Annotated in this window: 17 protein-coding genes; 13 read left to right on the forward strand and 4 right to left on the reverse strand. The window is 71.5% G+C overall.

Translation table 11 applies throughout. The annotated features are described in order from the left end of the window. Nucleotides 1-3 precede the first annotated feature (3 nt). The 9 genes from BM140_RS02370 to BM140_RS25705 all read left to right on the forward strand — a co-directional run bounded on the left by BM140_RS02370 (nt 4) and on the right by BM140_RS25705 (nt 8,152). On the forward strand, nt 4-231 hold the full coding sequence (locus tag BM140_RS02370; protein WP_091941537.1) for a hypothetical protein: 228 nt from the start codon (nt 4-6) through the stop codon (nt 229-231). Continuing rightward, nucleotides 215-361 carry a hypothetical protein gene (locus BM140_RS25700; protein ID WP_165616375.1) on the forward strand — a complete coding sequence of 49 codons (147 nt, stop codon included), beginning with the start codon at nt 215-217 and terminating at the stop codon, nt 359-361. Before BM140_RS02370 ends, BM140_RS25700 begins: the two co-directional genes overlap by 17 nt. 169 nt (nt 362-530) lie before the next feature. After that, on the forward strand, nt 531-2,240 hold the full coding sequence (kaiC, locus tag BM140_RS02375) for a circadian clock protein KaiC (RefSeq protein WP_091941538.1): 1,710 nt from the start codon (nt 531-533) through the stop codon (nt 2,238-2,240). Nucleotides 2,241-2,242: 2 nt separating this feature from the next. Then, entirely contained in the window at nt 2,243-2,635 is a 393-nt protein-coding gene (locus BM140_RS02380; protein WP_091941540.1) for a circadian clock KaiB family protein, read from the forward strand. Next, on the forward strand, nt 2,632-3,000 hold the full coding sequence (locus BM140_RS02385) for a circadian clock KaiB family protein (protein WP_091941542.1): 369 nt from the start codon (nt 2,632-2,634) through the stop codon (nt 2,998-3,000). The genes BM140_RS02380 and BM140_RS02385 overlap by 4 nt, the downstream gene beginning before the upstream one ends. Then, nucleotides 2,990-4,732, forward strand: a complete 1,743-nt coding sequence (locus BM140_RS02390; protein WP_091941544.1) for a PAS domain-containing sensor histidine kinase — start codon at nt 2,990-2,992, stop codon at nt 4,730-4,732. Before BM140_RS02385 ends, BM140_RS02390 begins: the two co-directional genes overlap by 11 nt. Before the next feature lie 309 nt (nt 4,733-5,041). After that, nucleotides 5,042-6,451, forward strand: a complete 1,410-nt coding sequence (gene thrC / locus BM140_RS02400) for a threonine synthase (RefSeq protein WP_091941546.1) — start codon at nt 5,042-5,044, stop codon at nt 6,449-6,451. 6 nt (nt 6,452-6,457) lie between these two features. Continuing rightward, the gene (locus BM140_RS02405; RefSeq protein WP_091941548.1) at nt 6,458-7,753 is read left to right on the forward strand and encodes a M16 family metallopeptidase; all 1,296 of its coding nucleotides are present in this window, start codon (nt 6,458-6,460) and stop codon (nt 7,751-7,753) included. 252 nt (nt 7,754-8,005) lie between these two features. Beyond that, complete coding sequence (locus BM140_RS25705; protein WP_165616376.1) at nt 8,006-8,152, forward strand: hypothetical protein; 147 nt, start codon at nt 8,006-8,008, stop codon at nt 8,150-8,152. 1 nt (nt 8,153) lies between these two features. Here the strand turns inward: BM140_RS25705 and BM140_RS02410 are convergent, their stop codons facing one another. Genes BM140_RS02410 through BM140_RS02420 form a run of 3 tightly spaced genes read right to left on the reverse strand, consistent with a single transcriptional unit; the run spans nt 8,154 to nt 10,815 of the window. Further along, a complete protein-coding gene (locus BM140_RS02410) occupies nt 8,154-9,482 on the reverse strand; it encodes a Gfo/Idh/MocA family protein (protein ID WP_091941550.1) in 1,329 nt (442 codons plus the stop codon). Nucleotides 9,483-9,517: 35 nt separating this feature from the next. Further along, entirely contained in the window at nt 9,518-10,336 is an 819-nt protein-coding gene (locus tag BM140_RS02415) for a phosphatase PAP2 family protein (protein WP_091941552.1), read from the reverse strand. Next, entirely contained in the window at nt 10,333-10,815 is a 483-nt protein-coding gene (locus tag BM140_RS02420; RefSeq protein WP_091941755.1) for a 2'-5' RNA ligase family protein, read from the reverse strand. Before BM140_RS02420 ends, BM140_RS02415 begins: the two co-directional genes overlap by 4 nt. 149 nt (nt 10,816-10,964) lie before the next feature. On the opposite strand from BM140_RS02420, the gene BM140_RS02425 reads away from it, so the two are divergent. Beyond that, entirely contained in the window at nt 10,965-11,909 is a 945-nt protein-coding gene (locus BM140_RS02425) for an alginate O-acetyltransferase AlgX-related protein (RefSeq protein WP_091941554.1), read from the forward strand. 196 nt (nt 11,910-12,105) lie between these two features. Here BM140_RS02425 and BM140_RS02430 read toward each other — a convergent pair whose 3' ends face one another. After that, nucleotides 12,106-15,426 carry an SEL1-like repeat protein gene (locus BM140_RS02430; protein WP_091941556.1) on the reverse strand — a complete coding sequence of 1,107 codons (3,321 nt, stop codon included), beginning with the start codon at nt 15,424-15,426 and terminating at the stop codon, nt 12,106-12,108. A gap of 320 nt (nt 15,427-15,746) precedes the next feature. Between BM140_RS02430 and BM140_RS02435 the strand changes: the two genes are divergently transcribed. The 3 genes from BM140_RS02435 to BM140_RS02445 all read left to right on the forward strand — a co-directional run bounded on the left by BM140_RS02435 (nt 15,747) and on the right by BM140_RS02445 (nt 19,616). After that, the gene (locus BM140_RS02435) at nt 15,747-17,537 is read left to right on the forward strand and encodes an acyl-CoA dehydrogenase C-terminal domain-containing protein (RefSeq protein ID WP_091941558.1); all 1,791 of its coding nucleotides are present in this window, start codon (nt 15,747-15,749) and stop codon (nt 17,535-17,537) included. A gap of 268 nt (nt 17,538-17,805) precedes the next feature. Then, nucleotides 17,806-19,014 carry an acetyl-CoA C-acetyltransferase gene (locus tag BM140_RS02440; protein WP_091941560.1) on the forward strand — a complete coding sequence of 403 codons (1,209 nt, stop codon included), beginning with the start codon at nt 17,806-17,808 and terminating at the stop codon, nt 19,012-19,014. A gap of 116 nt (nt 19,015-19,130) precedes the next feature. Further along, nucleotides 19,131-19,616 (forward strand): DUF2059 domain-containing protein, encoded by a 486-nt coding sequence (locus BM140_RS02445; RefSeq protein ID WP_091941562.1) that lies wholly within the window; start codon nt 19,131-19,133, stop codon nt 19,614-19,616. Nucleotides 19,617-19,667: the final 51 nt, after the last annotated feature.

The raw sequence follows: 19,667 nt of genomic DNA on the forward strand, positions 1-19,667 counted from the left end.
GCCTTGGACGACACCGGTACGGACGACGCGCCGAAACTCGCCGGCATCCTCACCTTCCCGCCGGAGGTCGTGGCGGCCCTCGACGAGCATTGCGCGGTCGAGCGCCTGCCCCGCGACAAGGCGATCTGCGAGATCGTCGCCGAATATCTGCGCCTCAAGGGCTACCTGCGCACCAAGCCCGCCTATCTCTGCCGCCCCTCCGAGGGCGAGCCGCATGAGAGCCACGGCTGAGGCGACGCTGACCCTCGACGTCTACGAGGCCCATCCGGGCCAGCCGCCCCGGCAGAGCCTGCCCCGGCAGGGCGAGCCCGGCCCGGTGGCGGAGGACGGCGACGAGCACGGCCCCGCGATCAGCCTGTAGGGCTGCGCTGATCGTCGTAAGGTTCGGAACCGTACCGAGTGTCCCGCCTTGCCAATCGAACCGCGGCTGAAGTACGAGCCGCGGTTCCGAAGTCTGTCGAAAATCCGGCCGCGGCAGAGGGTTCGACCTTTCCACGGCGCCACGACTGCACCCTGGCCGAGGCCCTGCGATGAACGAGCCTGCGGCCGAGTCCGGTCCGACCCTGCCCGATTCCGCCCCGGCCCTGCCGAAGGCCGCCACCGGCATCGAGGGCTTCGACGCCGTCACCTTCGGCGGCCTGCCCGCAGGCCGTCCGTCCCTGGTCTGCGGCGCGGCGGGCTGCGGCAAGACGCTGTTCGCCACCACCTTCCTCGTGAACGGCGCGACCCGCTACGGCGAGCCCGGCGTGTTCATGAGCTTCGAGGAGCGGGCCGAGGACCTCGTCGCCAACGTCGCCTCGCTGGGCTACGACCTCGGCGGCCTGATCGCCCAGGGGAAGATCGCCGTCGACCACGTCCGGGTCGAGCGCTCCGAGATCGAGGAGACCGGCGACTACGACCTCGAAGGGCTGTTCATCCGCCTCGGCTTCGCCGTCGATGCGATCGGCGCCAAGCGCATCGTCCTCGATACGATCGAGACCCTGTTCTCCGGCTTCTCCGACGAGGCGGTGCTGCGGGCGGAACTCCGGCGTCTGTTCGGCTGGATCAAGGAGCGGGGGCTGACCGCCATCATCACCGGCGAGCGCGGCGCCGGCCAGCTCACCCGCCAGGGGCTGGAGGAATACGTCTCCGACTGCGTGGTGCTGCTCGACAACCGGGTCGAGGACCAGATCACCACGCGCCGCCTGCGGGTGGTGAAGTACCGCGGCTCGGCGCACGGCACCAACGAGTACCCGTTCCTGATCGATGCCGAGGGCATCAGCGTCCTGCCCGTCACCTCGGCCGAACTCGATTATCCGGTCTCCGACGGCGTGCTCGCCACCGGGATCGCTGGCCTCGACGCCATGCTCGGCGCGGGCGGCTTCTATCGCGGCTCGGGCATCCTGATCTCGGGTGAGGCCGGCACCGGCAAGACCATGGTCTGCGCCAGCCTCGTCGATGCGGCCTGCGCCCGGGGCGAGCGCTGCCTCGCTTTCGTGTTCGAGGAGAGCGGCGCGCAGATCGTGCGCAACGCCCGCTCCGTCGGCCTCGACCTCGGCCGCCACGTCGAATCGGGCCTGCTGCGCTACGAGGCGGCGCGCCCGAGCCTCTACGGGCTGGAGATGCATCTGGCCCGGATGCAGCGCGACATCGACCGGTTCCGCCCCGACCTCGTGGTGGTCGATCCGCTCTCGGCCCTGCGCGGCCCCGATGCCGAGTTGCAGGCGACGGTGCTGCGCATGGCCGACCTGCTCAAGAGCCGCGGCATCACCGCCGTGTTCACCAGCCTGCGCGAGGACGGCAGCCTCGGCCGCGACGGCGATATCGGCGTCTCCTCGCTGATGGATGCCTGGATCAAGCTCCTCAACGTCGAGGCCAACGGCGAGCGCTCCCGCACCCTGTACCTGATCAAGGCGCGGGGCATGAGCCACTCGAACCAAGTGCGCGAATTCGCGATGTCGCGTGAGGGCCTGCAACTGGTCGATGCCTATATCGGCCCCGCCGGGGTGCTGACCGGGACGGCGCGGGCGGTGCAGGAGGCGGAGGAAGCCGCCGCAGCGCTGCGGCGCGCGCAGGAAAACCGCCGCCGCCAGCGCGAGGCCGAGCGCCGCCGCCGCTCCCTGGAGCGGCAGATCGATGAACTGCGCGCCGACCTCGACGCTTTGGCCGGGGAAGAGGCGATCCTGCTCGACGAGGACGAGCGGCGCGAGGCGGCCTTAGAGAGCGAGCGCGACGCGCGCGCCGTCCGCCGGGGAGGCTGAGGATGAGCGAGACCGAATCCGAAATCCCCCAATCCGAAATCCCCCAGTCCGACTTGCCCGAGGACGGCCGCTACCGCCTGCGCCTCTACGTGGCCGGGCAGACGGCGAAGTCGCTCGCCGCCATGACCAATCTCAAGCGCTTCTGCGAGGAGCACCTCGCCGGCCGCTACGAGATCGAGGTGGTCGATCTGATGCAGAACCCGCAGCTCGCCGCGGGCGACCAGATCCTGGCGATCCCGACCCTGGTGCGCCGCCTGCCCGCGCCGCTGAAGCGCATCATCGGCGATCTCTCCAACACCGAGAAGGTGCTGGTCGGCCTCGACATCCGGCCCGACCTCGATGCCCGGGCGGCAAGCCCCGCCGAAGCGGGCTCGCCGACGGTGAAGCAGCCATGAGCGTGCCCGGCCGCCTCCGCCTGCGCCTCTACGTCGCCGGTCCCTCCCCGCGCTCGACCCGCACCATCGAGAGCGTCCGTCGCCTGTGCGAAGGCCGCCTCGCCGGCGCCTGCGGGTGGGAGTGCGACTTGGAGATCGTCGATCTCTACCAGCAGCCGGGGCTGGCGGCGCAGGACGGCGTCGTCGCGGCGCCGACCCTGCTGCGCCTGAGCCCCCTGCCCGCCCGGCGCGTGGCGGGCGACCTCACCGACGCGCACCGGGTGCTCGTCACCCTCGGCCTCGACCCCGCCGAGGCGAGCCCGTTCCAGGCCGCCCGCCAGCAACAGCAGCAGGATACGGGGATCGGAGGCGCCGATGGCGTCTGAGCCCGACCCTTACGCACGCATCCGCGAGTTGGAAGACCGGCTGGAGGAGGCCGAGGACACGCTGGCCGCGATCCGCCGGGGCGATTTCGACGCCGTCGTGGTCGAGGGAGCCTCCGGCGAGCGGCTGGTCTACACGCTGGAAAACGCCGACCGCCCCTACCGCGCGCTGATCGAGCAGATCCAGGAGGGCGCCTTCACCCTCGGGCCGGACGGCACGGTGCTCTACGGCAACCGGCGCTTGGCCGAGATGCTCGGCGTGCCGCAGGAGCGCCTGACCGGCCAGCCGCTCGCCGGCTTCGTCGCCGAGGGCGAGGTCGCGGCGCTCTCCGCGCTCCGCCGGGAGGCGGTCCGAGGCCCCGCCCGCGGCGAGCTGTGCCTGCGCGACGGCCACGGGGCCGAGCGCCCCGGTTATCTCTCCCTCAGCCGGCTCGAGAGCGGCGGCGACAGCGCGCTGCTCTGCGGCGTGCTCACCGATCTCACCGACGAGCGGGTGCGCCTGCGCGAACTCGCCGAGGCCAATGCGCGCCTGCGGGCCGAGGTGGCCGAGCGCGAGCGGATCGAGGAGGCCCTGCGCCAGTCGCAGAAGATGGAGGCGGTGGGCCAGCTCACCGGCGGCGTCGCCCACGACTTCAACAACCTGCTCACCGTCATCAAATCCTCGACCGACCTCTTGAAGCGCCCCGACCTGCCCGAGGAGCGCCGCCGCCGCTACGTCGAGGCGATCTCCGACACGGTGGGGCGCGCCGCCAAGCTCACGGGACAGCTGCTGGCCTTCGCCCGGCGTCAGGCCCTCAAGCCCGAGGTGTTCGATGCCGGCCGCGGCGTCGCGGCGGTGGCCGACATGGTCGGCACGCTGACCGGCGCGCGCATCAAGGTCACGACCCAGATCGATCCCTGCTTCGACAAGGCCGGCGCGCCCTATGCCTGCCTCGTCGAGGCCGATCCGAGCCAGTTCGACACCGCGCTCGTCAACATGGTGGTCAACGCCCGCGACGCCATGGACGGCGAGGGCACGCTGACGATCCGCGTCGGCCATGCCGACCGCATCCCGGCGCTCCGCACCCACCCGGAGGTGGTCGGCGACTTCGTGGCGGTGTCGATCGGCGACACCGGCTCCGGCATCGCGCCCGCCGACCTCAACCGCATCTTCGAGCCGTTCTTCACCACCAAGGGGGTCGGCCAGGGGACCGGCCTCGGCCTCTCCCAGGTGTTCGGCTTCGCCAAGCAGTCCGGCGGCGACATCGCCGTCGAAAGCGATTTGGGGCAGGGCACCACCTTCACCCTGTTCCTGCCCCGCGCCGCCCTCGCCCCGACGCCCACCGAGCCGGCGGACGAGCCCGAGCCGCTGGCGCCCGGCCACGGCACCTGCGTCCTCGTGGTCGAGGATAACCGCGAGGTCGGCGCCTTCGCGACCCAAGCCCTGGCCGAACTCGGCTACGGCACCGTCTGGGCCATGGACGCGGATCAGGCGCTGGCCGAACTGGAGCGCACGCCCGAGCGCTTCGACGTCGTCTTCACCGACGTGGTGATGCCGGGCATGAACGGCGTCGATCTCGCCCGCGCGATCCAGGCGAAGCGTCCGGAGATGCCGGTGGTGCTCTCCTCGGGCTACAGCCACGTGCTGGCCGAGGACGGCCACCACGGTTTCCCGCTGCTGCACAAGCCGTATTCGGTGGAGGACCTGTCGCGGATTCTGCGGCGGGCGGCGCGGCGGAAGGGGCGGCGGGGGTGAGTGCACCCCCTCTCCCCGCGGGCGGGGAGAGGGCTTCGGCGACCTTGTCGTCGCCGAAGCGAGGCGGCAGCCGAGGTGTGAGGGGGCTTGTCCGAAGGAGCCTCGTCCTGAGCCGCCCCCTCACCGCCGCTTCGCTTCCTTCATAGTCGACAAGGTCCATGAAGGCCTCTCCCCGCGTGCGGGGAGAGGGGGGAACCGGCTGAGCCCGCGGCGACCCGCCAGGCGGCCGAGTCCGAAAAAACACATCCCCCCTCCGCTTCGACACGGCCGCCCGAAGGGTGTAAAGGGGCCGCCTTCCCGGAGGCCCCCTTGCTGCACGTCTCGACCCGCGGCGCCGCCGCGCCCTTGAGCTTTTCCGATGCCCTGCTCGCCGGGCTTGCCCGCGACGGCGGCCTCTACGTGCCGCAGAGCTGGCCGCAGATGTCCCGCGAGGAGATCGCGGGCTTTGCCGGAATGCGCTACGCCGAGGTCGCCAAGCGCGTCCTGCGCCCGCTGATCGACGGCGAGATTCCCGACCGCGAACTCGATGAGATGATCGAGCTGGCCTATTCGGGCTTCCGCCATCCGGCGATCTGCCCGCTGGCGCAGCTCGACGACAACCTGTTCCTGCTCGAACTCTTCCACGGCCCGACGCTCGCCTTCAAGGACGTGGCGATGCAGCTCCTCGGGCGGCTGATGGACCACGTGCTGCGCCAGAAGGGCGCGCGCGCCACCATCGTCGGCGCGACCTCGGGCGATACCGGCTCGGCGGCGGTCGAGGCGTTCAAGGGCCTCGATCAGGTCGACGTGTTCATCCTCTTCCCGCACGGGCGCGTGTCGGAGGTGCAGCGCAAGCAGATGACGACGGTCAACGCGCCGAACGTCCACGCGCTCGCCGTCGACGGCAATTTCGACGATTGCCAGAACCTCGTGAAGGCGATGTTCCAGCACGCCGACTTCGCCGATGCCGTGAAGCTGTCGGGCGTCAACTCGATCAACTGGGCCCGCGTGGCGGCGCAGACCGTCTACTACTTCACCGCCGCGGTGGCGCTCGGCGCGCCGCACCGCCCGGTGTCGTTCGCGGTGCCGACCGGCAATTTCGGCGACATCCTCGCCGGCTGGGTCGCCAAGAAGATGGGCCTGCCGATCGAGCGGCTGATGATTGGCACCAACGCCAACGACATCCTGGCCCGCACCCTGGAGCACGGGTCGTACGAGCCGCGCGGCGTGCAGCCGACGACCTCGCCGTCCATGGACATCCAGATTTCCTCGAACTTCGAGCGGCTGCTGTTCGAGGCGCTCGGGCGCGACGCCTCCTCGCTCGGGCGCCTGATGGACGGCCTCAAGCAGTCCGGCGGCTTCTCGCTCAGCCCCGAAGTGCTGGCCACCGTCCGGTCTGAGTTCGACGCCACCGCCGTGCCCGAGACGGAAGTCGCCGACGAGATCGCCGGCACCTTCCGCCGCACCGGCATGGTGCTCGATCCCCACAGCGCCATCGGCGTGCGCGCCGCCCGGCGCCTGCTGGAGAAGGACGCCACGACCCCCGTCGTCGCGCTCGCCACCGCGCATCCGGCCAAATTCCCCGATGCCGTCTCGCAGGCGACCGGGGCCGGGCGCCCGGCCCTGCCGCCGCATCTGGCCGACCTGATGACCCGGCCCGAGACGGTGGCGCGCCTCGCCAACGACCAATCGGCCATCGAGCGCTACATCACCGAGCACGCCCGCATCACGCGGGGTTGAGGTTCCATGAACCAGCATTTCTCGACCTTCGGCGCCTCCCCCGGCCTCACCGTCACCCGGCTCGACAACGGGTTCACGGTGGCGAGCGAGACGATTCCCGGCGTCGCCACCGCGACGCTCGGGGTCTGGGTCGGGGCCGGCTCGCGCCACGAGCGGGCGGACGAGCACGGACTCAGCCACCTCATCGAGCACATGGCGTTCAAGGGAACAGTGACGCGCTCGGCCCGCGCCATCGCCGAGGAGATCGAGAATGTCGGCGGCGAGATCAACGCCGCCACCAGCACCGAATCCACCAGCTACACCGCCCGCGTGCTCGGCGAGGATACCCGCGTGGCGCTGGACGTGCTCGGCGACATCCTCACCAACTCGGTGTTCGATGCCGGCGAACTCGCCCGCGAGAAGGGCGTGATCCTACAAGAGTATGCCGCCGTCGAGGACACCCCCGACGACGTGGTCTACGACGCCTTCATCGAGACGGCCTTTCCCGGCCAGCCCATCGGCCGCCCGATCCTGGGGCGCCCCGAGACCATCAATAGCTTCGACCGCGCGGCCATCGAGGCCTACATCGCCCGCGAATACGTGCCCGGCCGCATGGTGCTGGCCGCGGCCGGCGCCGTGGAGCATGCCGAAATCGTGGAAGCCGCCCAGCGGCATTTCGGCGGCCTGAAGCCCGTCGAGGCCCCGCCCGTGGTCGAGGGCGTCTACGGCGGCGGCGAGCGGCGCATGCAGAAGCGTCTGGAGCAGGCCAACCTCGTGCTCGGCCTGCCCGGCCTGTCGTTCCGCGACGACGGCTACTATGCGCTCCACCTGTTCTCGCAGATCCTCGGCGGCGGCCTGACCTCGCGGCTCTGGCACGAGGTGCGCGAGACCCGGGGGCTGGCCTACGAGATCCAGGCCTTCCACTGGCCCTTCGCCGATTGCGGCCTGTTCGGCATCGGCGCCGGAACCTCGGGCGCCGACCTGCCCGAACTCCTGGACGTCACCCTCGCGACCACCCGCGAGGCCGCCGAACAGCTCGACGAGGCCGAACTCGCCCGCGCCAAGGCGCAGCTCAAGGTCTCGCTGCTCTCCGCGCTGGAGACGCCCGGCGGGCGCATCGAGCGCAACGCTCGCCAGCTGCTGGCCTGGGGCCGGGTGATCCCGCCGCAGGAGCTGATCGCCAAGGTCGATGCCGTCACCGTCGAGGACACACGTGCCGCCGCCCGCACCCTGCTCGCGGGTGCCCCGACGCTGGCCGCCATCGGCCCGCTCAAGGGCCTGCCGCCGCTCGCGCGTGTCGCCGGGGTCCTGCGCGGCGCCTGAACGGGGTCTTCATGCCGCGCGCGGCAACGTGTGCGGGACGACGCCGCGATGGCGGACGCCCTCGCCCTGGAGCACGATGCGGAAAAGTGGAATCCGGGTTTCCGAAAACATCGTGCGAACACAAGGAGATAGGGCGTGCTGCTGTTTCTGTGAAAAAGCAGCACGCCCTAGGTTATGGCGCAACCCCCGCCGGACCGGCCATGGTCGGCGGAAGAAGACCAGCAGCGAAGCGAGCCTCATGAGTCGCGTTGCATGAATCCCGTCGCCGTCGCGACCATGGTCGGCATCACCCTCGGTTTCTTCGGCCTCGTCGCCTATGCGCTGACGGTCGGCGAGGCTTGGCTGCTGGCCATCCTCGCGATCGTCGCCATCGCGCTGTTCGTGCGCTGGGGGGAGTAGCCTACTTCTTCTCCTCAAGAGCCGGCCCGCGGGTGGCGTCCAAGCCCTCCTTCGTCCCGGCCAGTGGGCCGACCTTCACGGTCGCGCCGGTGCGGGCCGCCTCGTAGATCGCCTCCATCAGGATCATGTCCTGCAATCCCTCCGCGCCGGGCGTGCGGGGCGCGCGATCCTTCAGGATGCACTCGGCCATGTGGTCGAGTTCGAGGGCGAACTGGTTCTTGGGCGTGAGCACCGGCTCGTCGCGCTGCACATGGGCACCCTCGCGATGCGCGATGACGAGGCGCTGGCCGCGATAGGCGAAGGCGTTGTGCAGTTGGAGGCTGCCGTTGGCGGTATGCACCCGCAACTCGCGGCTCTCGTGGACGCCGTAACTGGTGCCGCATTGGGCGATCACGCCCGAGGGAAAGCGCAGGGTGAAGGCGACGCTCTCCTCCACCTCCTTGAAGCGCGGATCGTTCTCCGGGCTCGCGATCTGCGCCTGGACCGAGACCGGCTCCTCGCCGATGAGCGCCCGCACCCCGTTGAGGCAGTAGAGCCCGATATCCGGCAAGGCGCCGCCGCCCGCGAGCGCCCGGCGCAGGCGCCATTGCTCGGGCAGGCCGGTGGTCTGGCCGTTGAACGCCTTGATCATCTTCACCCGGCCGAACTCGCCCGAGCGGACGAGCCGCACCACCTCGCGGTTGAACGGCTCGTACTGGCAGCGATAGGCGATCATCAGCTTGACGTTCGCCTGCCGGCAGGCGTCGATCATGGCCCGCGCCTCGCCCGAGGTGTTGGCCATCGGCTTCTCGCACAGCACGTGCTTGCCCGCGCCCGCCGCCGCCAGCACGTGGTCGCGGTGCAGCCCGTTCGGCGTCACGATGTAGACCGCCTTGACCGCCGGATTGGCCTTCAACCGGTCCCACTGGTCGTAGGCATAGACCGCGTCCTCGGGGATGCCGTACTGGCGCGCGGTCAGCTTCGCTTTTTCCGGCGAGCCCGACATCAGCGCCACGGGGCGCGCTTTCTTCGCCTCACCGAAGGCCGGCAGGATTTCCTCCAGGCTGAGGCGCCCCAGGCCGACGATGGCGAAGCCGACGCGCTCCCCCGGCGGCATCGGCGCGGGCGGCGGCGGGGGCGGGGCGTCGCCGGCATCGCGCCAGTTCGGAAACACGATGCGCTCGCCCTGCACCGCCCCGGTATCGGCCGGCACCGAGGGGCCGGGCGGCCCTGAGCCTTGTGCGGCGGCCCGCGTCGCGAGGCTCAGGGCCGCGCCGGTCAGGCCGGCGCTCCCCGCCGCCAGCAGGATGCGCCGGGACAGTCGCGGGGTCTTGCGCAGGTCGTCGCTCATGGGCCTCGCCTTCGAAGGGACGAGGCCGGAACGCCTCACGCGGGCGGGACGGTTCCCTTCTTCGCCCCGTCCCCCGTCGTCGCGGGGGTGGGATCGGGGTCCTCGACCTCGCCGCGCCGCTGGAGCTGGAGCGCCACGAACCAGCACAGAGCCGCCCAGGCCGCGCCGACGCACCAGCCCGCGACCACGTCGCTCGGCCAATGCACCCCGAGATAGACCCGGCTGATGCCCACGCAGATCGTCATGACGATGCCGAGCGCCAGCAGCAGCCCCTTGACGTAGACCCGCCGCTCGACGCGGGCCAGCAGCGTGGCCAGCGTCAGGTAGGCGATGGCCGACATCATCGCGTGGCCGGACGGGAAGCTCGCCGTGAACACCTCCATGCCGTGCGGCACCAGATCGGGCCGGGGCCGGTGGTAGAACAGCTTGAGGACGGTCGAGACCGCCTCGCCGCCCCCGATGGCGGCCAGCACGAACACCGCGATCCGCTTGCGGCCGGAGAGGGCCAGATAGATCACCGCGGCGGCCGTGAGGAACACGATCGTCACCACGCTGCCCCAGCCGGTGATGTCGCGCATCGCCTCTTCGAGCCAGGCCGGACCGATCGGGTCGGACAGGTCGGCGGGGTTGCGGAGCGAGAGAAGGATCTTGCGGTCGAGCGCGGCGGTCGAACCCTCGCCGACCTCGTAGGCCAGGGCGAAGAAGGCGTAGCCCAGCGTGCTCACCGCGAGCAGCGAGACCAGCGGCCCGACCTCGTTGAGGTGGAGCCGCAGCCAGAAGGCGGTGGAGCCGCGCCACAGGGCGCTGCCACCGCTGCGGGCGAAATCGGGCAGGCGCGAGGGAGATCGATTCATGCCGCGCCTCCGAAGGGGATCGCGGCGAGCCGCTCCCAGGGTCCACCGAGATAACGCCAGAGCAGGATGCCCGGCGCGCGGAACCGCGAAGGCGAAAAGCCCTGCGCGAGGCTGGCGTGAAGGGCGCGGGCCGTCTCCGGCTTGACCTTGTTCTGCACCGTCACGTGCGGGCGCCAGCCTTGCCGGTCCTGGGCCGTCAGCCGGTCCCGGAACGCCGCCGCGATGCGGGCGCGGAAGGCCGTCAGCGGCTCGGATTCGAGGGCGTAGGCGACGCCGCGGCCGGTGAAGCGCACGCCTGTGACCGCGATCTCGGGCGCCTGTTCCGCGCGGGCCAGGGCGGTCACCGTCTCGACCACCGCGTCGGGGTCTTCGCCGGGCAGGTGGTGGAACAGCGTCGCGTGGGCCGGGATGTGGTTCAGCGTTTCCGGAAAGTGGCGCCGCCGCAGGCCGTCGAACGCGGCGAAGGTCGCGTCCTCCATCTGCAGAGTCAGGATCAGCGGATCGGACAATGGGCATCCTCGCGGCGGGTTCGCCGGGGAGATGTGGCGCGGGAGCGTTGCGGTTCCAGACGGGGCGCTGTGGCGCGCCTGCGCTGTTCAGGGCCGGGCGCGGCCATTAGACAGCCGCCATGGCCCGCAGGAACCGAGAGCTCGTCCACCGGGGACGCGAGGGATGGCTGTTCCTGATCGGGGGCACCAACGGCGTGCTCGACCAGTACCGCCGCACGCTGACGAGCTGGTGGCACCTCCGGCGCTGGGCGCGGCTGATCGAGGCCCGCACCGCCCGCGCGGGCCGGCTCGGCATCCGCACGCTCCACGCCATCGTGCCGGAAAAGCTCTCGGTCTACGACGACCGCACCCTCGATCTCGCCTACGATCCGCGCCTGTCGCCGGCCCGCCGCCTCGCCCGCCGACTCGACCGGATGGGCGGCTTCGTCGATCTCGTCGCCCCTCTGCGGGCGGCCCGCGACGGCGCCGCGCCGCTCTACCGGCGCACCGATTCCCACTGGACCTACGACGGCTGCCTGATCGGCTACCGCGCCCTGATGCGGGCCTGCGGCGCGGTGCCCCCGCCCGACATCGCCGAGCGCCCCCGCTTCGAGACCGAAGGGCTCTGGGACCTCGGCGACAAGCTGCCCGACCGGCCGCGGGAGACGGTGACGAACTGGGCGGTGCTGCGCGAGGCCTCCCGCGCCTATGCGAGCCCGCTCGTCGAGGCCTACGAGGCGGCGGGCCGGGCCGGCGAGCTGCATGTCGGCGCCCACGTGATCTATCGGAACCCCTCGCCCCAGGCCGACCCGCGCACGGTGGTGCTGTTCGGCGATTCCTACGCGCATTACGCGCCGATCCTGCTGACCAGCCTGCTCGCCGAGTCGTTCCGCGAGCTGCACGTCGTCTGGTCGTCGAGCCTGGACTGGGCCTATATCGAGCGGGTGCGGCCCGACATCCTGATGGTCGAGATGGCCGAACGCTTCCTCGCCCGCCTGCCCGACGACCGCTTCGACGTCACCGCCTACGAGCGGCCGGACATGGACAAGCCGGCGCGCCGGGCGGAGGCTGCGCCGGTGGTTTGATACGGTCCCCGCCTGCTTCAAGCGGGGACCGTATCGGCAAGCCCGCGCGGCCCTTGAGCGAAGCCCAAATCCGCCATCCCGAAGGAATCAGCCGGATTTGGTATGAGCCCTGTCCGGTTTACCCGCTCGGGTGCCGCTGCATTCCCTCTCTCCCCGCACCACGGGGCGAGGGGATGCGCGGTGAGCGCCGCGATCCCTACACCCCCGCCCGCTTCTGGAGGGCGTTCTGGCTCGGCAGGCTCGGCGAGGGCGCGCCGATCAGGGAGGTCGGCGGGGCGGCGGCCTGCATCTTCGGGGCGGGAACCTCGTTGGCGGCCGGATCGACCGGCCTGGGCTTGAAGCCGGCGACCAGCTCCCGGGCGCGGGCGAGGTCGGCGGGGGCGAGCTTGCCGGCGACCTCGTTGCGCTTGCGGCCGGCCTCCTCGTCGCCCTGGGCGGCGGCGGCCGAGAACCAGAGATAGGACTGGACGAGGTCCTGGCTCACGCCGAGGCCGCGGGCGTAGAGCACCGCGAGGTTGTATTGGCTGTCGCGCACGCCGTGCTCGGCGGCGCGGCGGAAGGCGGCCGCCGCGGTGGCGAAGTCGGGCCGCCCGTTGGCCGCAGGGTTCTCCGCGTGCAGCACGGCGAGGTTGTGCATGGCGCGGGTGTTGCCCATGTCGGCCGCCCGGCCGTACCACGATTTCGCCTGGGCGATGTCGCGCACCACGCCCGCGCCCTTCTCGTAGGCGTTGCCGAGCTTGAACTGCGCCGGGGCGTAGCCGGCGCTGGCGAGCCGCTCGTAGAGCTTGGCGGCGACCCCGAGGTCGCGCGGCACGCCCCGTCCCTCGGCCTCGCGGCCGGCGAGTTCCCAGATCGCGGCGCCGTCGCCGTCGAGGACCGACTGCTTCAGCGGGGCGAGCGCGGCCGGCACGCCCGCGAGGTCCGGGGCGAGCCCGGCCATGGAGGCGACCTGGGGTGGGCCGACCGGCCGGGCCGGAGGCTCGGCGTGCGGGGCGGGCTCGGCCAGGGATTGCGTCGTCGTCGGATCGGCGGGCGTGGCGCCCTGCGACGGAAGCTTGGCCGCCGCAGCGCCCCCCTCCGCAGCCTTGCCGTCCCCGGCCTCGACAGTCTTCGCCTCGGCAGCCTTTGCGGCCTCCGGTGCCGCAGCGACGGCGTTGCGTTCGCTGGCGGCCTTGTCCTCGGGCGCCGGGCCGCTGCCGTTGGCCTGGAACGCTTGATAGGCGCCGAGCGCCAGAACCACGGCGGCGAGGCCGAGCAGCAGCGTGCGGCGGCGCTTCTCCAGGGCGCCCCGCGCTCGTGTCGGGGCCCCTTCCGCGGACGCGTCGGCTTGCCCGAGGGCCGCGGCGGCGCGGGCGCCCCCGCCCATCCGCTCGCGCAGGCGGGTCGCGAGCGGCGGCTCGCTCTCGGCCTCCGCCTGCGCGGCCTGGGCGGCGCGGCGGGCGGCGGCGATGAAGCTCGTCTTGATGTCGGCGCCCGCCGGAGCGGTCGGGTCCGCCGTGGCCGGGCGCCCCGGAGACGGCCGGCCGGCACCGGGTTCCAACAGCTCGTCGGCACCGAGGATCACCTCGTCCAGGGCGTCCTCGATCCGGGCGGCCGGACGCGGCCGGGCGGGGGCCTTCGGGGCGGCGGGGCGTTCCTGGGCGGACCGCTCACGCGGCGCCTTGTCGGCGACGGTTTCGGCGAGGGGCAGTTCCATCGCGGCGACGGATGCCGCATGGCCGGCGCGGGCCGGCGCGGCGGCGGCCATCGCGCTCGCCGAGGTCATGGTCGCGGCGGGTGCCCGATCGAGCTGCTCGCTCAGGCGCGACAACAGCGCCTGCACGCCCTCCAGGGTGGCGTGAAGGCGCTGGTCGGAGGCGCTCTGCTGGGCCCGCATCTCGGCGAGGTCGGCCCGCAGCAGGCCGAGGGTCGCATTCTGCATCTCGTCCGGCGGGCTGCCGGCCAGCGCATCCTTCACCGCCGCGCGGGTCGCGCGCTCCAGGGCGGCCTCGAGGTCCGGGCCGGCCTTGGCGGGTGCCTCCGCCTTCAGGGCCGAGACCTGGGCGACGAGGTCGCCCATGGTCCGCTCCAGCCGGCCGAGCGCCGGGTCGGCGGTCTTCGGGGCGTCGAGGCGATGCGCCAGCGCGACGACGTGCTGCTCCAGCGCGTCGAGGCCGCGGCCGTCGGTGTTCACCCGGTCGACCTTCTCGGCCAGGGTCTCCAGCATGCCCTGGATCGAGGAAAAGTCCTTCGGCGCGGCGGGCTGCTGGCGCAGGCTCTCGCCCAGCGTCTCCAGGCGCCCGATCAGCTCGCCGACGGGGTTGGCCGCCGGGTTCTCGGCGGCGCGGTCCATCCGGTCGGCCAGGGCCTCGAACCGGCCGAGCAGCGCGCGGGATTCCTCCGGACCCTTCAACTCGCTGCGGATCTCTTCGAGCAGCGGCTTGAGGGCCGCGACCTCGGCGTCGCTGCCCCGCTGGAGCTGCGCGATCTGCGCGCTGATCGCTTGGACGCCCTGCGCGAGGCTCTGGATCCGCTCGGGGCCGGCGAGGGCGCCGATGAGGCGGCGGATCTCGTCGAGTTCCTGAAACACGGTGTCGAGGGCGTTCTGGTCGGCGAAGCTCGGCGCGGCGCCGGAGATCGCACCGTCGACCTTGCCGGCCAGCCGCTCGACCTCGCCGGCGACGCGAGCGTGGACGTTGTCGGCGACGTCCTCGGCCAACCGCTCGACCTGCACCCGCATCAGCTCGATCGGTGCGGCGATGGCGGCGAAATCGCCGGGCTCGCGCGCCCGCTGCATGTCGGTGACGAGCGCCCGCATGGCCTGCTCCAACGCGCCGACGTCGCGGCCGGTGGCCAGCCCCCCGAGCGAATCGCGCAGGCGGGTCGTCTCCTGCTGCAACTCGACGATGGCCGGGGACGGCAGTCCGGCGGGCTCGGCCGCGCGGGGCGCTTCGGGAAGAGCGGCGGGGCGGTTCTCGCCGCCCTCCTCCAGCTCGCGCTGGCGGCGGCGCACCTCGGCCACCGCCTCGCGCATCTCGCTGGCGAGCGGTTTTCCGCGGCGCCCGAGCGGGCGCGGGGCGGAGAGCTGGCCGGCGATCTCGCCCATGCGGCGCTCGATCTCGGCCAGACGCCCGGTCACGGCCTCGCCCGCCGCCTCGGCGGGGGCGGCCGAGGGCTGCAGCTTCGCGGCGAGCCGCGATTCGATCTCGCCGATCATCCGCGCGGCGGCGGTCTTCGAGGCTTCGCGCTCCTCGTTGAGCGAACGGTCGAGGGCGTCGAGCCGCCGCATCATCGCCGCGAGCGAGGCATCGACCGGGGCCGTCGCGGGCAGATCCTGGGGCTTGGCTTCGGCCTGTGCCGGAGGCGCGGCCTGTCTTGCCGCTTCCGACGGCGTGGCGCCCTCCCGCGGCTGAGCCGGGCCGGTCACGGACTCGATCCAGGATTCCAGCGGCACGCCCGCCCGCTTGGCGACCTCGCGGGCGGCCGCGAGAACCTCGGGGTCGAAGCTGTCGATGCTGATCGGGGCGGTCTTGCTCATCGCACGGAGATCCGGTTCGGCGGCGTCCGGGGCCCGGCCGGGCGTTGCCCCCTCCGGTCAGGGTGAGGGCGAGGATCGGAACGGTTAAGGCGACCTTTAACAATCTTGGTAAATGGCTGGTTAAGAAGCGGTGTCTTGAGCTTTCGCCGATCCGGGAAATCGCGCCGGACCCGTCACCCGCCCGGCTTCATCGACCGGTGTTTGAAGCCGGGTCTCCCGGCCAGGGCCCTTGCGCGGCTCGGGCGAGATAGTTTACATGTGAACTATCGGCGGAGCCCGGCCTGCGGCCCGCCGGAAACCTGCTGCGGGAGGCGGACGCGATGCCGAGCTATCGGGCCCCGGTCGAGGACACCCTGTTCCTCCTCGAAGACGTTCTGGCGATCCATCGCTACGACAACCTGCCGGGCTTTTCCGACGCGTCGTCGGACGTGCTGCGGGCGGTGCTCTCCGAGGGTGGCAAGCTCGCGGGCGAGGTGCTGGCGCCGCTCAACCTGTCGGGCGACCGCGAGGGCTGCACCCGCAACGCGGATGGCAGCGTCGTGACCCCCAAGGGCTTCAAGCAGGCCTACGACGCCTACGCCGCGGGCGGCTGGATGGGGCTGTCGGTGCCCGAGGAGTTCGGCGGCCAGGGTCTGCCGCACGTGCTGAGCACGGCGATGCAGGACTTCGTCTCCGGTGCCAACCTCGCGCTCGGCATGTATCCCGGCCTGACCCAGGGCGCGATTGCCGCCCTCCTGGTCCACGGATCGCAGGCGCAGAAGGAGACCTATCTGCCGAAGATGGTCGAGGGCGCCTGGACCGGCACGATGAACCTCACCGAGCCGCATTGCGGCACCGATCTGGGGCTTCTCAAGACCAAGGCTGTGCCGAACCCCGACGGCTCCTACAGCCTGACCGGCACCAAGATCTTCATCTCGGCGGGCGAGCACGACCTGTCGGAGAACATCGTCCACCTCGTCATCGCCCGGATCGAGGGCGCGCCGGCCGGCACCAAGGGCATCTCCCTCTTCGTCGTGCCGAAGTTCCTCGTGAACGAGGACGGGAGCTTGGGCGAGCGCAACGGCGTCACCTGCGGCTCGATCGAGCACAAGATGGGCATCCACGCCAACTCGACCTGCGTGATGAACTACGACGGCGCCAAGGGCTGGCTCGTCGGCCAGGAGAACCGCGGGCTCAACGCCATGTTCGTGATGATGAACGAGGCGCGCCTCGCGGTCGGCGTCCAGGGCCTCGGCCAGTCCGAGGCCGCCTACCAGAACGCGGTGGCCTACGCCCGCGAGCGGCTCCAGGGCCGCGCCTTGACCGGTGCCAAGAACCCCGAAAGGGCCGCCGACCCGATCATCGTCCATCCGGACGTGCGCCGTACCCTGATGCAGATCCGCGCCTTCAACGAGGCGGCCCGCGCGCTGGCGCTGTGGACGGCGCTCCAATCCGACATCGCCCACCGCTCGCAGGACGCAACTGAGCGCCAACTCGCCGACGACCTGCTCGGGCTGATGACCCCGGTGGTGAAGGGCGTGCTGACCGACCGGGGTTTCGCCAACGCGGTCGAGGCGCAGCAGATGTTCGGCGGCCACGGCTACATCGAGGAATGGGGCATGTCGCAGTTCGTGCGCGATGCCCGCATCGCCATGATCTACGAGGGCGCCAACGGCATCCAGGCGATGGACCTGATCGGCCGCAAGCTGCCCAAGGACGGCGGACGGGCGATGATGGCCTTCCTCACCGAGGTTCAGACCTTCATCAAGGACCACGGCGAGGACGAGGCGATGAAGCCCTTCGTCGGCCCGCTCCAGCCCGCCCTCAACGACCTCCAGGCCGCGGTGATGTGGCTGATGCAGAACGCCTTCACCAAGCCCGACCATGCGGGCGCGGGCGCCACCGACCTGATGCACCTGCTCGGCACCGTCGTGCTCGGCTACATGTGGGGCAAGATCGCCAAGGCGGCGCTCGCCGCCAAGGCGGAAGGGCGCGATGCGGAGCGGATGGAGGCCAAGCTGGTTCTCGGCCGCTTCTTCATGGAGCGGACCCTGCCGGAGACGTCCTTGAGGCTCGCGCGGATCAAGGCCGGGTCGGAGACGACCATGGCGCTGTCGGCGGAGGCGTTTTAAACGCTACCGCAACCGAGCCCTCTCCCCACCCGATCTCGGGCTTGCCCAAGATCGGCAAACTTGCCCAAGTCGGGCAAGCCCGACTTGGGTGGGAGAGGGTGGCCCCCGAAGGGGGGGCGGGAGAGGGGAGCAACGCTTCCGGAGAGTTCGCGTCGAACGCGGCCAAGCGGAAACGTCGCTCCCCTCTCCCGCCCGCTCCGCGGGCACCCTCCCCCGCGGAAGGGGGAGGATTATAAGCCGCGGCGATGAGGGACACGAGGAAGCGCACATGCCCGAGGCCTACATCTACGATCACGTCCGCACCCCGCGCGGACGCGGCAAGCCGGACGGGTCGCTGCACGAAGTGACGGCGCTGCGGCTGGCCGAGACGGCGCTGCGCGCCCTCAAGGACCGCAACGGCCTCGACACGTCTCGCGTGGACGACGTGGTGCTCGGCTGCGTCGACCCCGTCGGCGAGGCCGGGGGCGACATCGCCCGCGCGGCGGCCCTGGTGGCCGATTACGGCACCCACGTGCCGGGCGTGCAGATCAACCGCTTCTGCGCCTCGGGGCTCGACGCGATCAACTTCGCCGCCGCCCAGGTGATGGCCGGCCAGCACGACATGACCGTCGGCGGTGGCGTCGAATCGATGAGCCGCATCGGCATCGGCGCCTCGGGTGGGGCGTGGCCGGTCGATCCGGCGATCGCCGTGAAGTCGTTCTTCATGCCGCAGGGCATTTCCGCCGACCTCATCGCCACCAAATACGGCTTCTCCCGCGACGCCTGCGACGCCTACGCCGTCGAGTCGCAGAAGCGCTCGGCCAAGTCCTGGGCCGAGGGGCTGTTCAAGGACTCGGTCGTGCCGGTGCGCGACATCAACGGCATCACGCTGCTGGACCGCGACGAGCACATGCGGCCCGGAACCGACATGCAGTCGCTGGCGAGCCTCAAGCCCTCCTTCGTCCAGATGGGGCAGATGGGCGGCTTCGACGCGGTGGCGGTCGATGCCCACCCCGATGTCGAGGCGGTCGATCACGTCCATCACGCGGGCAACTCGTCGGGCATCGTCGATGGCGCGGCGGCCGTGCTGATCGGCTCGCGCGAGGCCGGCGACGCCGCTGGGCTGAAGCCCCGCGCCCGCATCCGGGCGTTTGCCAATATCGGTTCCGATCCGGCGCTGATGCTGACCGGCCCCGTGGACGTGACGAAGAAGGTGCTGGCGCGGGCCGGCATGGACCTCTCCGACATCGACCTGTTCGAGATCAACGAGGCCTTCGCCTCGGTGGTCCTGCGCTTCCTCCAGGCCTTCGACCTCGATCCGGCTCGGGTGAACGTCAACGGCGGCGCCATCGCCATGGGCCATCCGCTGGGCGCCACCGGGGCGATGATCCTCGGCACCGTGCTCGACGAACTGGAGCGCACCGGCAAGGAGCGGGCTCTGGTGACGCTCTGCATCGGCGCCGGCATGGGCACCGCCACGATCATCGAGCGCGTGTGAGGAAGGACGGGCGGCGCCGCGCCGCCCTGCCCTCAGCTGTCAAACGCTGCTAAGGGCCTCCCACGCCGCACCCTCTCGAAGGGCGCGGGCCGAGAAGACGACGGGAGAACGCCACGATGAAGACCAAGATCGCCGCCCTGAGCCTCGCCGTTGCGCTGGCGCTGCCGCTCGGCGCCCGCGCCGACGAGGCCTCGGACAAGCTCGCGGTCGCCAAGACGCTGACCGAGAAGACGGTGCTGAAGAATCTCGACACCGGCTTCGGCGGCGCGCTGGAGAAGACCGTCTCGACCATGCCCGAGGAGCGCGCCGAGACCGTGCGCAAGGAGGCGAAGGCCGAGTTCGCCAAGCAGCGCGGCGAACTGCTCGACGGCCTGTCGAAGCAATACGCGGAAAAGTTCAGCCTGGACGAGCTGAAGCGCCTGGAGGCGATCTACGAGGATCCGACCTACCAGAAGTTCCAGACCGTCAACGCCGACCCGAAGTCGGAGGTGAACCTGCTGTCGCAGGCGGTGGTGACGCGGCTCCTGAACATGCTGACGCTGGCCGCCGCCAGCGACCAGAAGGGCGGCGCGCCGGGCGGCATGCCGATCCCGTCGAAGTAAGAACAGGGTTCGCCGGATGAGGAACGCGGTCGGGAGCAGAGGGAGGCGGGC

Source organism: Methylorubrum salsuginis, from assembly GCF_900114375.1.
GTDB classification, from domain to species: Bacteria; Pseudomonadota; Alphaproteobacteria; order Rhizobiales; family Beijerinckiaceae; genus Methylobacterium; species Methylobacterium salsuginis.

What these genes read in the sequence shown, in the direction of transcription:
- BM140_RS25700 (WP_165616375.1), top strand. Translation starts at nt 215, where the DNA reads ATGAGAGCCACGGCTGAGGCGACGCTGACCCTCGACGTCTACGAGGCC.
- kaiC (WP_091941538.1), top strand. Translation starts at nt 531, where the DNA reads ATGAACGAGCCTGCGGCCGAGTCCGGTCCGACCCTGCCCGATTCCGCC.
- BM140_RS02380 (WP_091941540.1), top strand. Translation starts at nt 2,243, where the DNA reads ATGAGCGAGACCGAATCCGAAATCCCCCAATCCGAAATCCCCCAGTCC.
- BM140_RS02385 (WP_091941542.1), top strand. Translation starts at nt 2,632, where the DNA reads ATGAGCGTGCCCGGCCGCCTCCGCCTGCGCCTCTACGTCGCCGGTCCC.
- BM140_RS02390 (WP_091941544.1), top strand. Translation starts at nt 2,990, where the DNA reads ATGGCGTCTGAGCCCGACCCTTACGCACGCATCCGCGAGTTGGAAGAC.
- BM140_RS02405 (WP_091941548.1), top strand. Translation starts at nt 6,458, where the DNA reads ATGAACCAGCATTTCTCGACCTTCGGCGCCTCCCCCGGCCTCACCGTC.
- BM140_RS25705 (WP_165616376.1), top strand. Translation starts at nt 8,006, where the DNA reads ATGAATCCCGTCGCCGTCGCGACCATGGTCGGCATCACCCTCGGTTTC.
- BM140_RS02410 (WP_091941550.1), bottom strand. Translation starts at nt 9,482, where the DNA reads ATGAGCGACGACCTGCGCAAGACCCCGCGACTGTCCCGGCGCATCCTG.
- BM140_RS02415 (WP_091941552.1), bottom strand. Translation starts at nt 10,336, where the DNA reads ATGAATCGATCTCCCTCGCGCCTGCCCGATTTCGCCCGCAGCGGTGGC.
- BM140_RS02420 (WP_091941755.1), bottom strand. Translation starts at nt 10,815, where the DNA reads ATGGAGGACGCGACCTTCGCCGCGTTCGACGGCCTGCGGCGGCGCCAC.
- BM140_RS02425 (WP_091941554.1), top strand. Translation starts at nt 10,965, where the DNA reads ATGGCCCGCAGGAACCGAGAGCTCGTCCACCGGGGACGCGAGGGATGG.
- BM140_RS02430 (WP_091941556.1), bottom strand. Translation starts at nt 15,426, where the DNA reads ATGAGCAAGACCGCCCCGATCAGCATCGACAGCTTCGACCCCGAGGTT.
- BM140_RS02435 (WP_091941558.1), top strand. Translation starts at nt 15,747, where the DNA reads ATGCCGAGCTATCGGGCCCCGGTCGAGGACACCCTGTTCCTCCTCGAA.
- BM140_RS02440 (WP_091941560.1), top strand. Translation starts at nt 17,806, where the DNA reads ATGCCCGAGGCCTACATCTACGATCACGTCCGCACCCCGCGCGGACGC.
- BM140_RS02445 (WP_091941562.1), top strand. Translation starts at nt 19,131, where the DNA reads ATGAAGACCAAGATCGCCGCCCTGAGCCTCGCCGTTGCGCTGGCGCTG.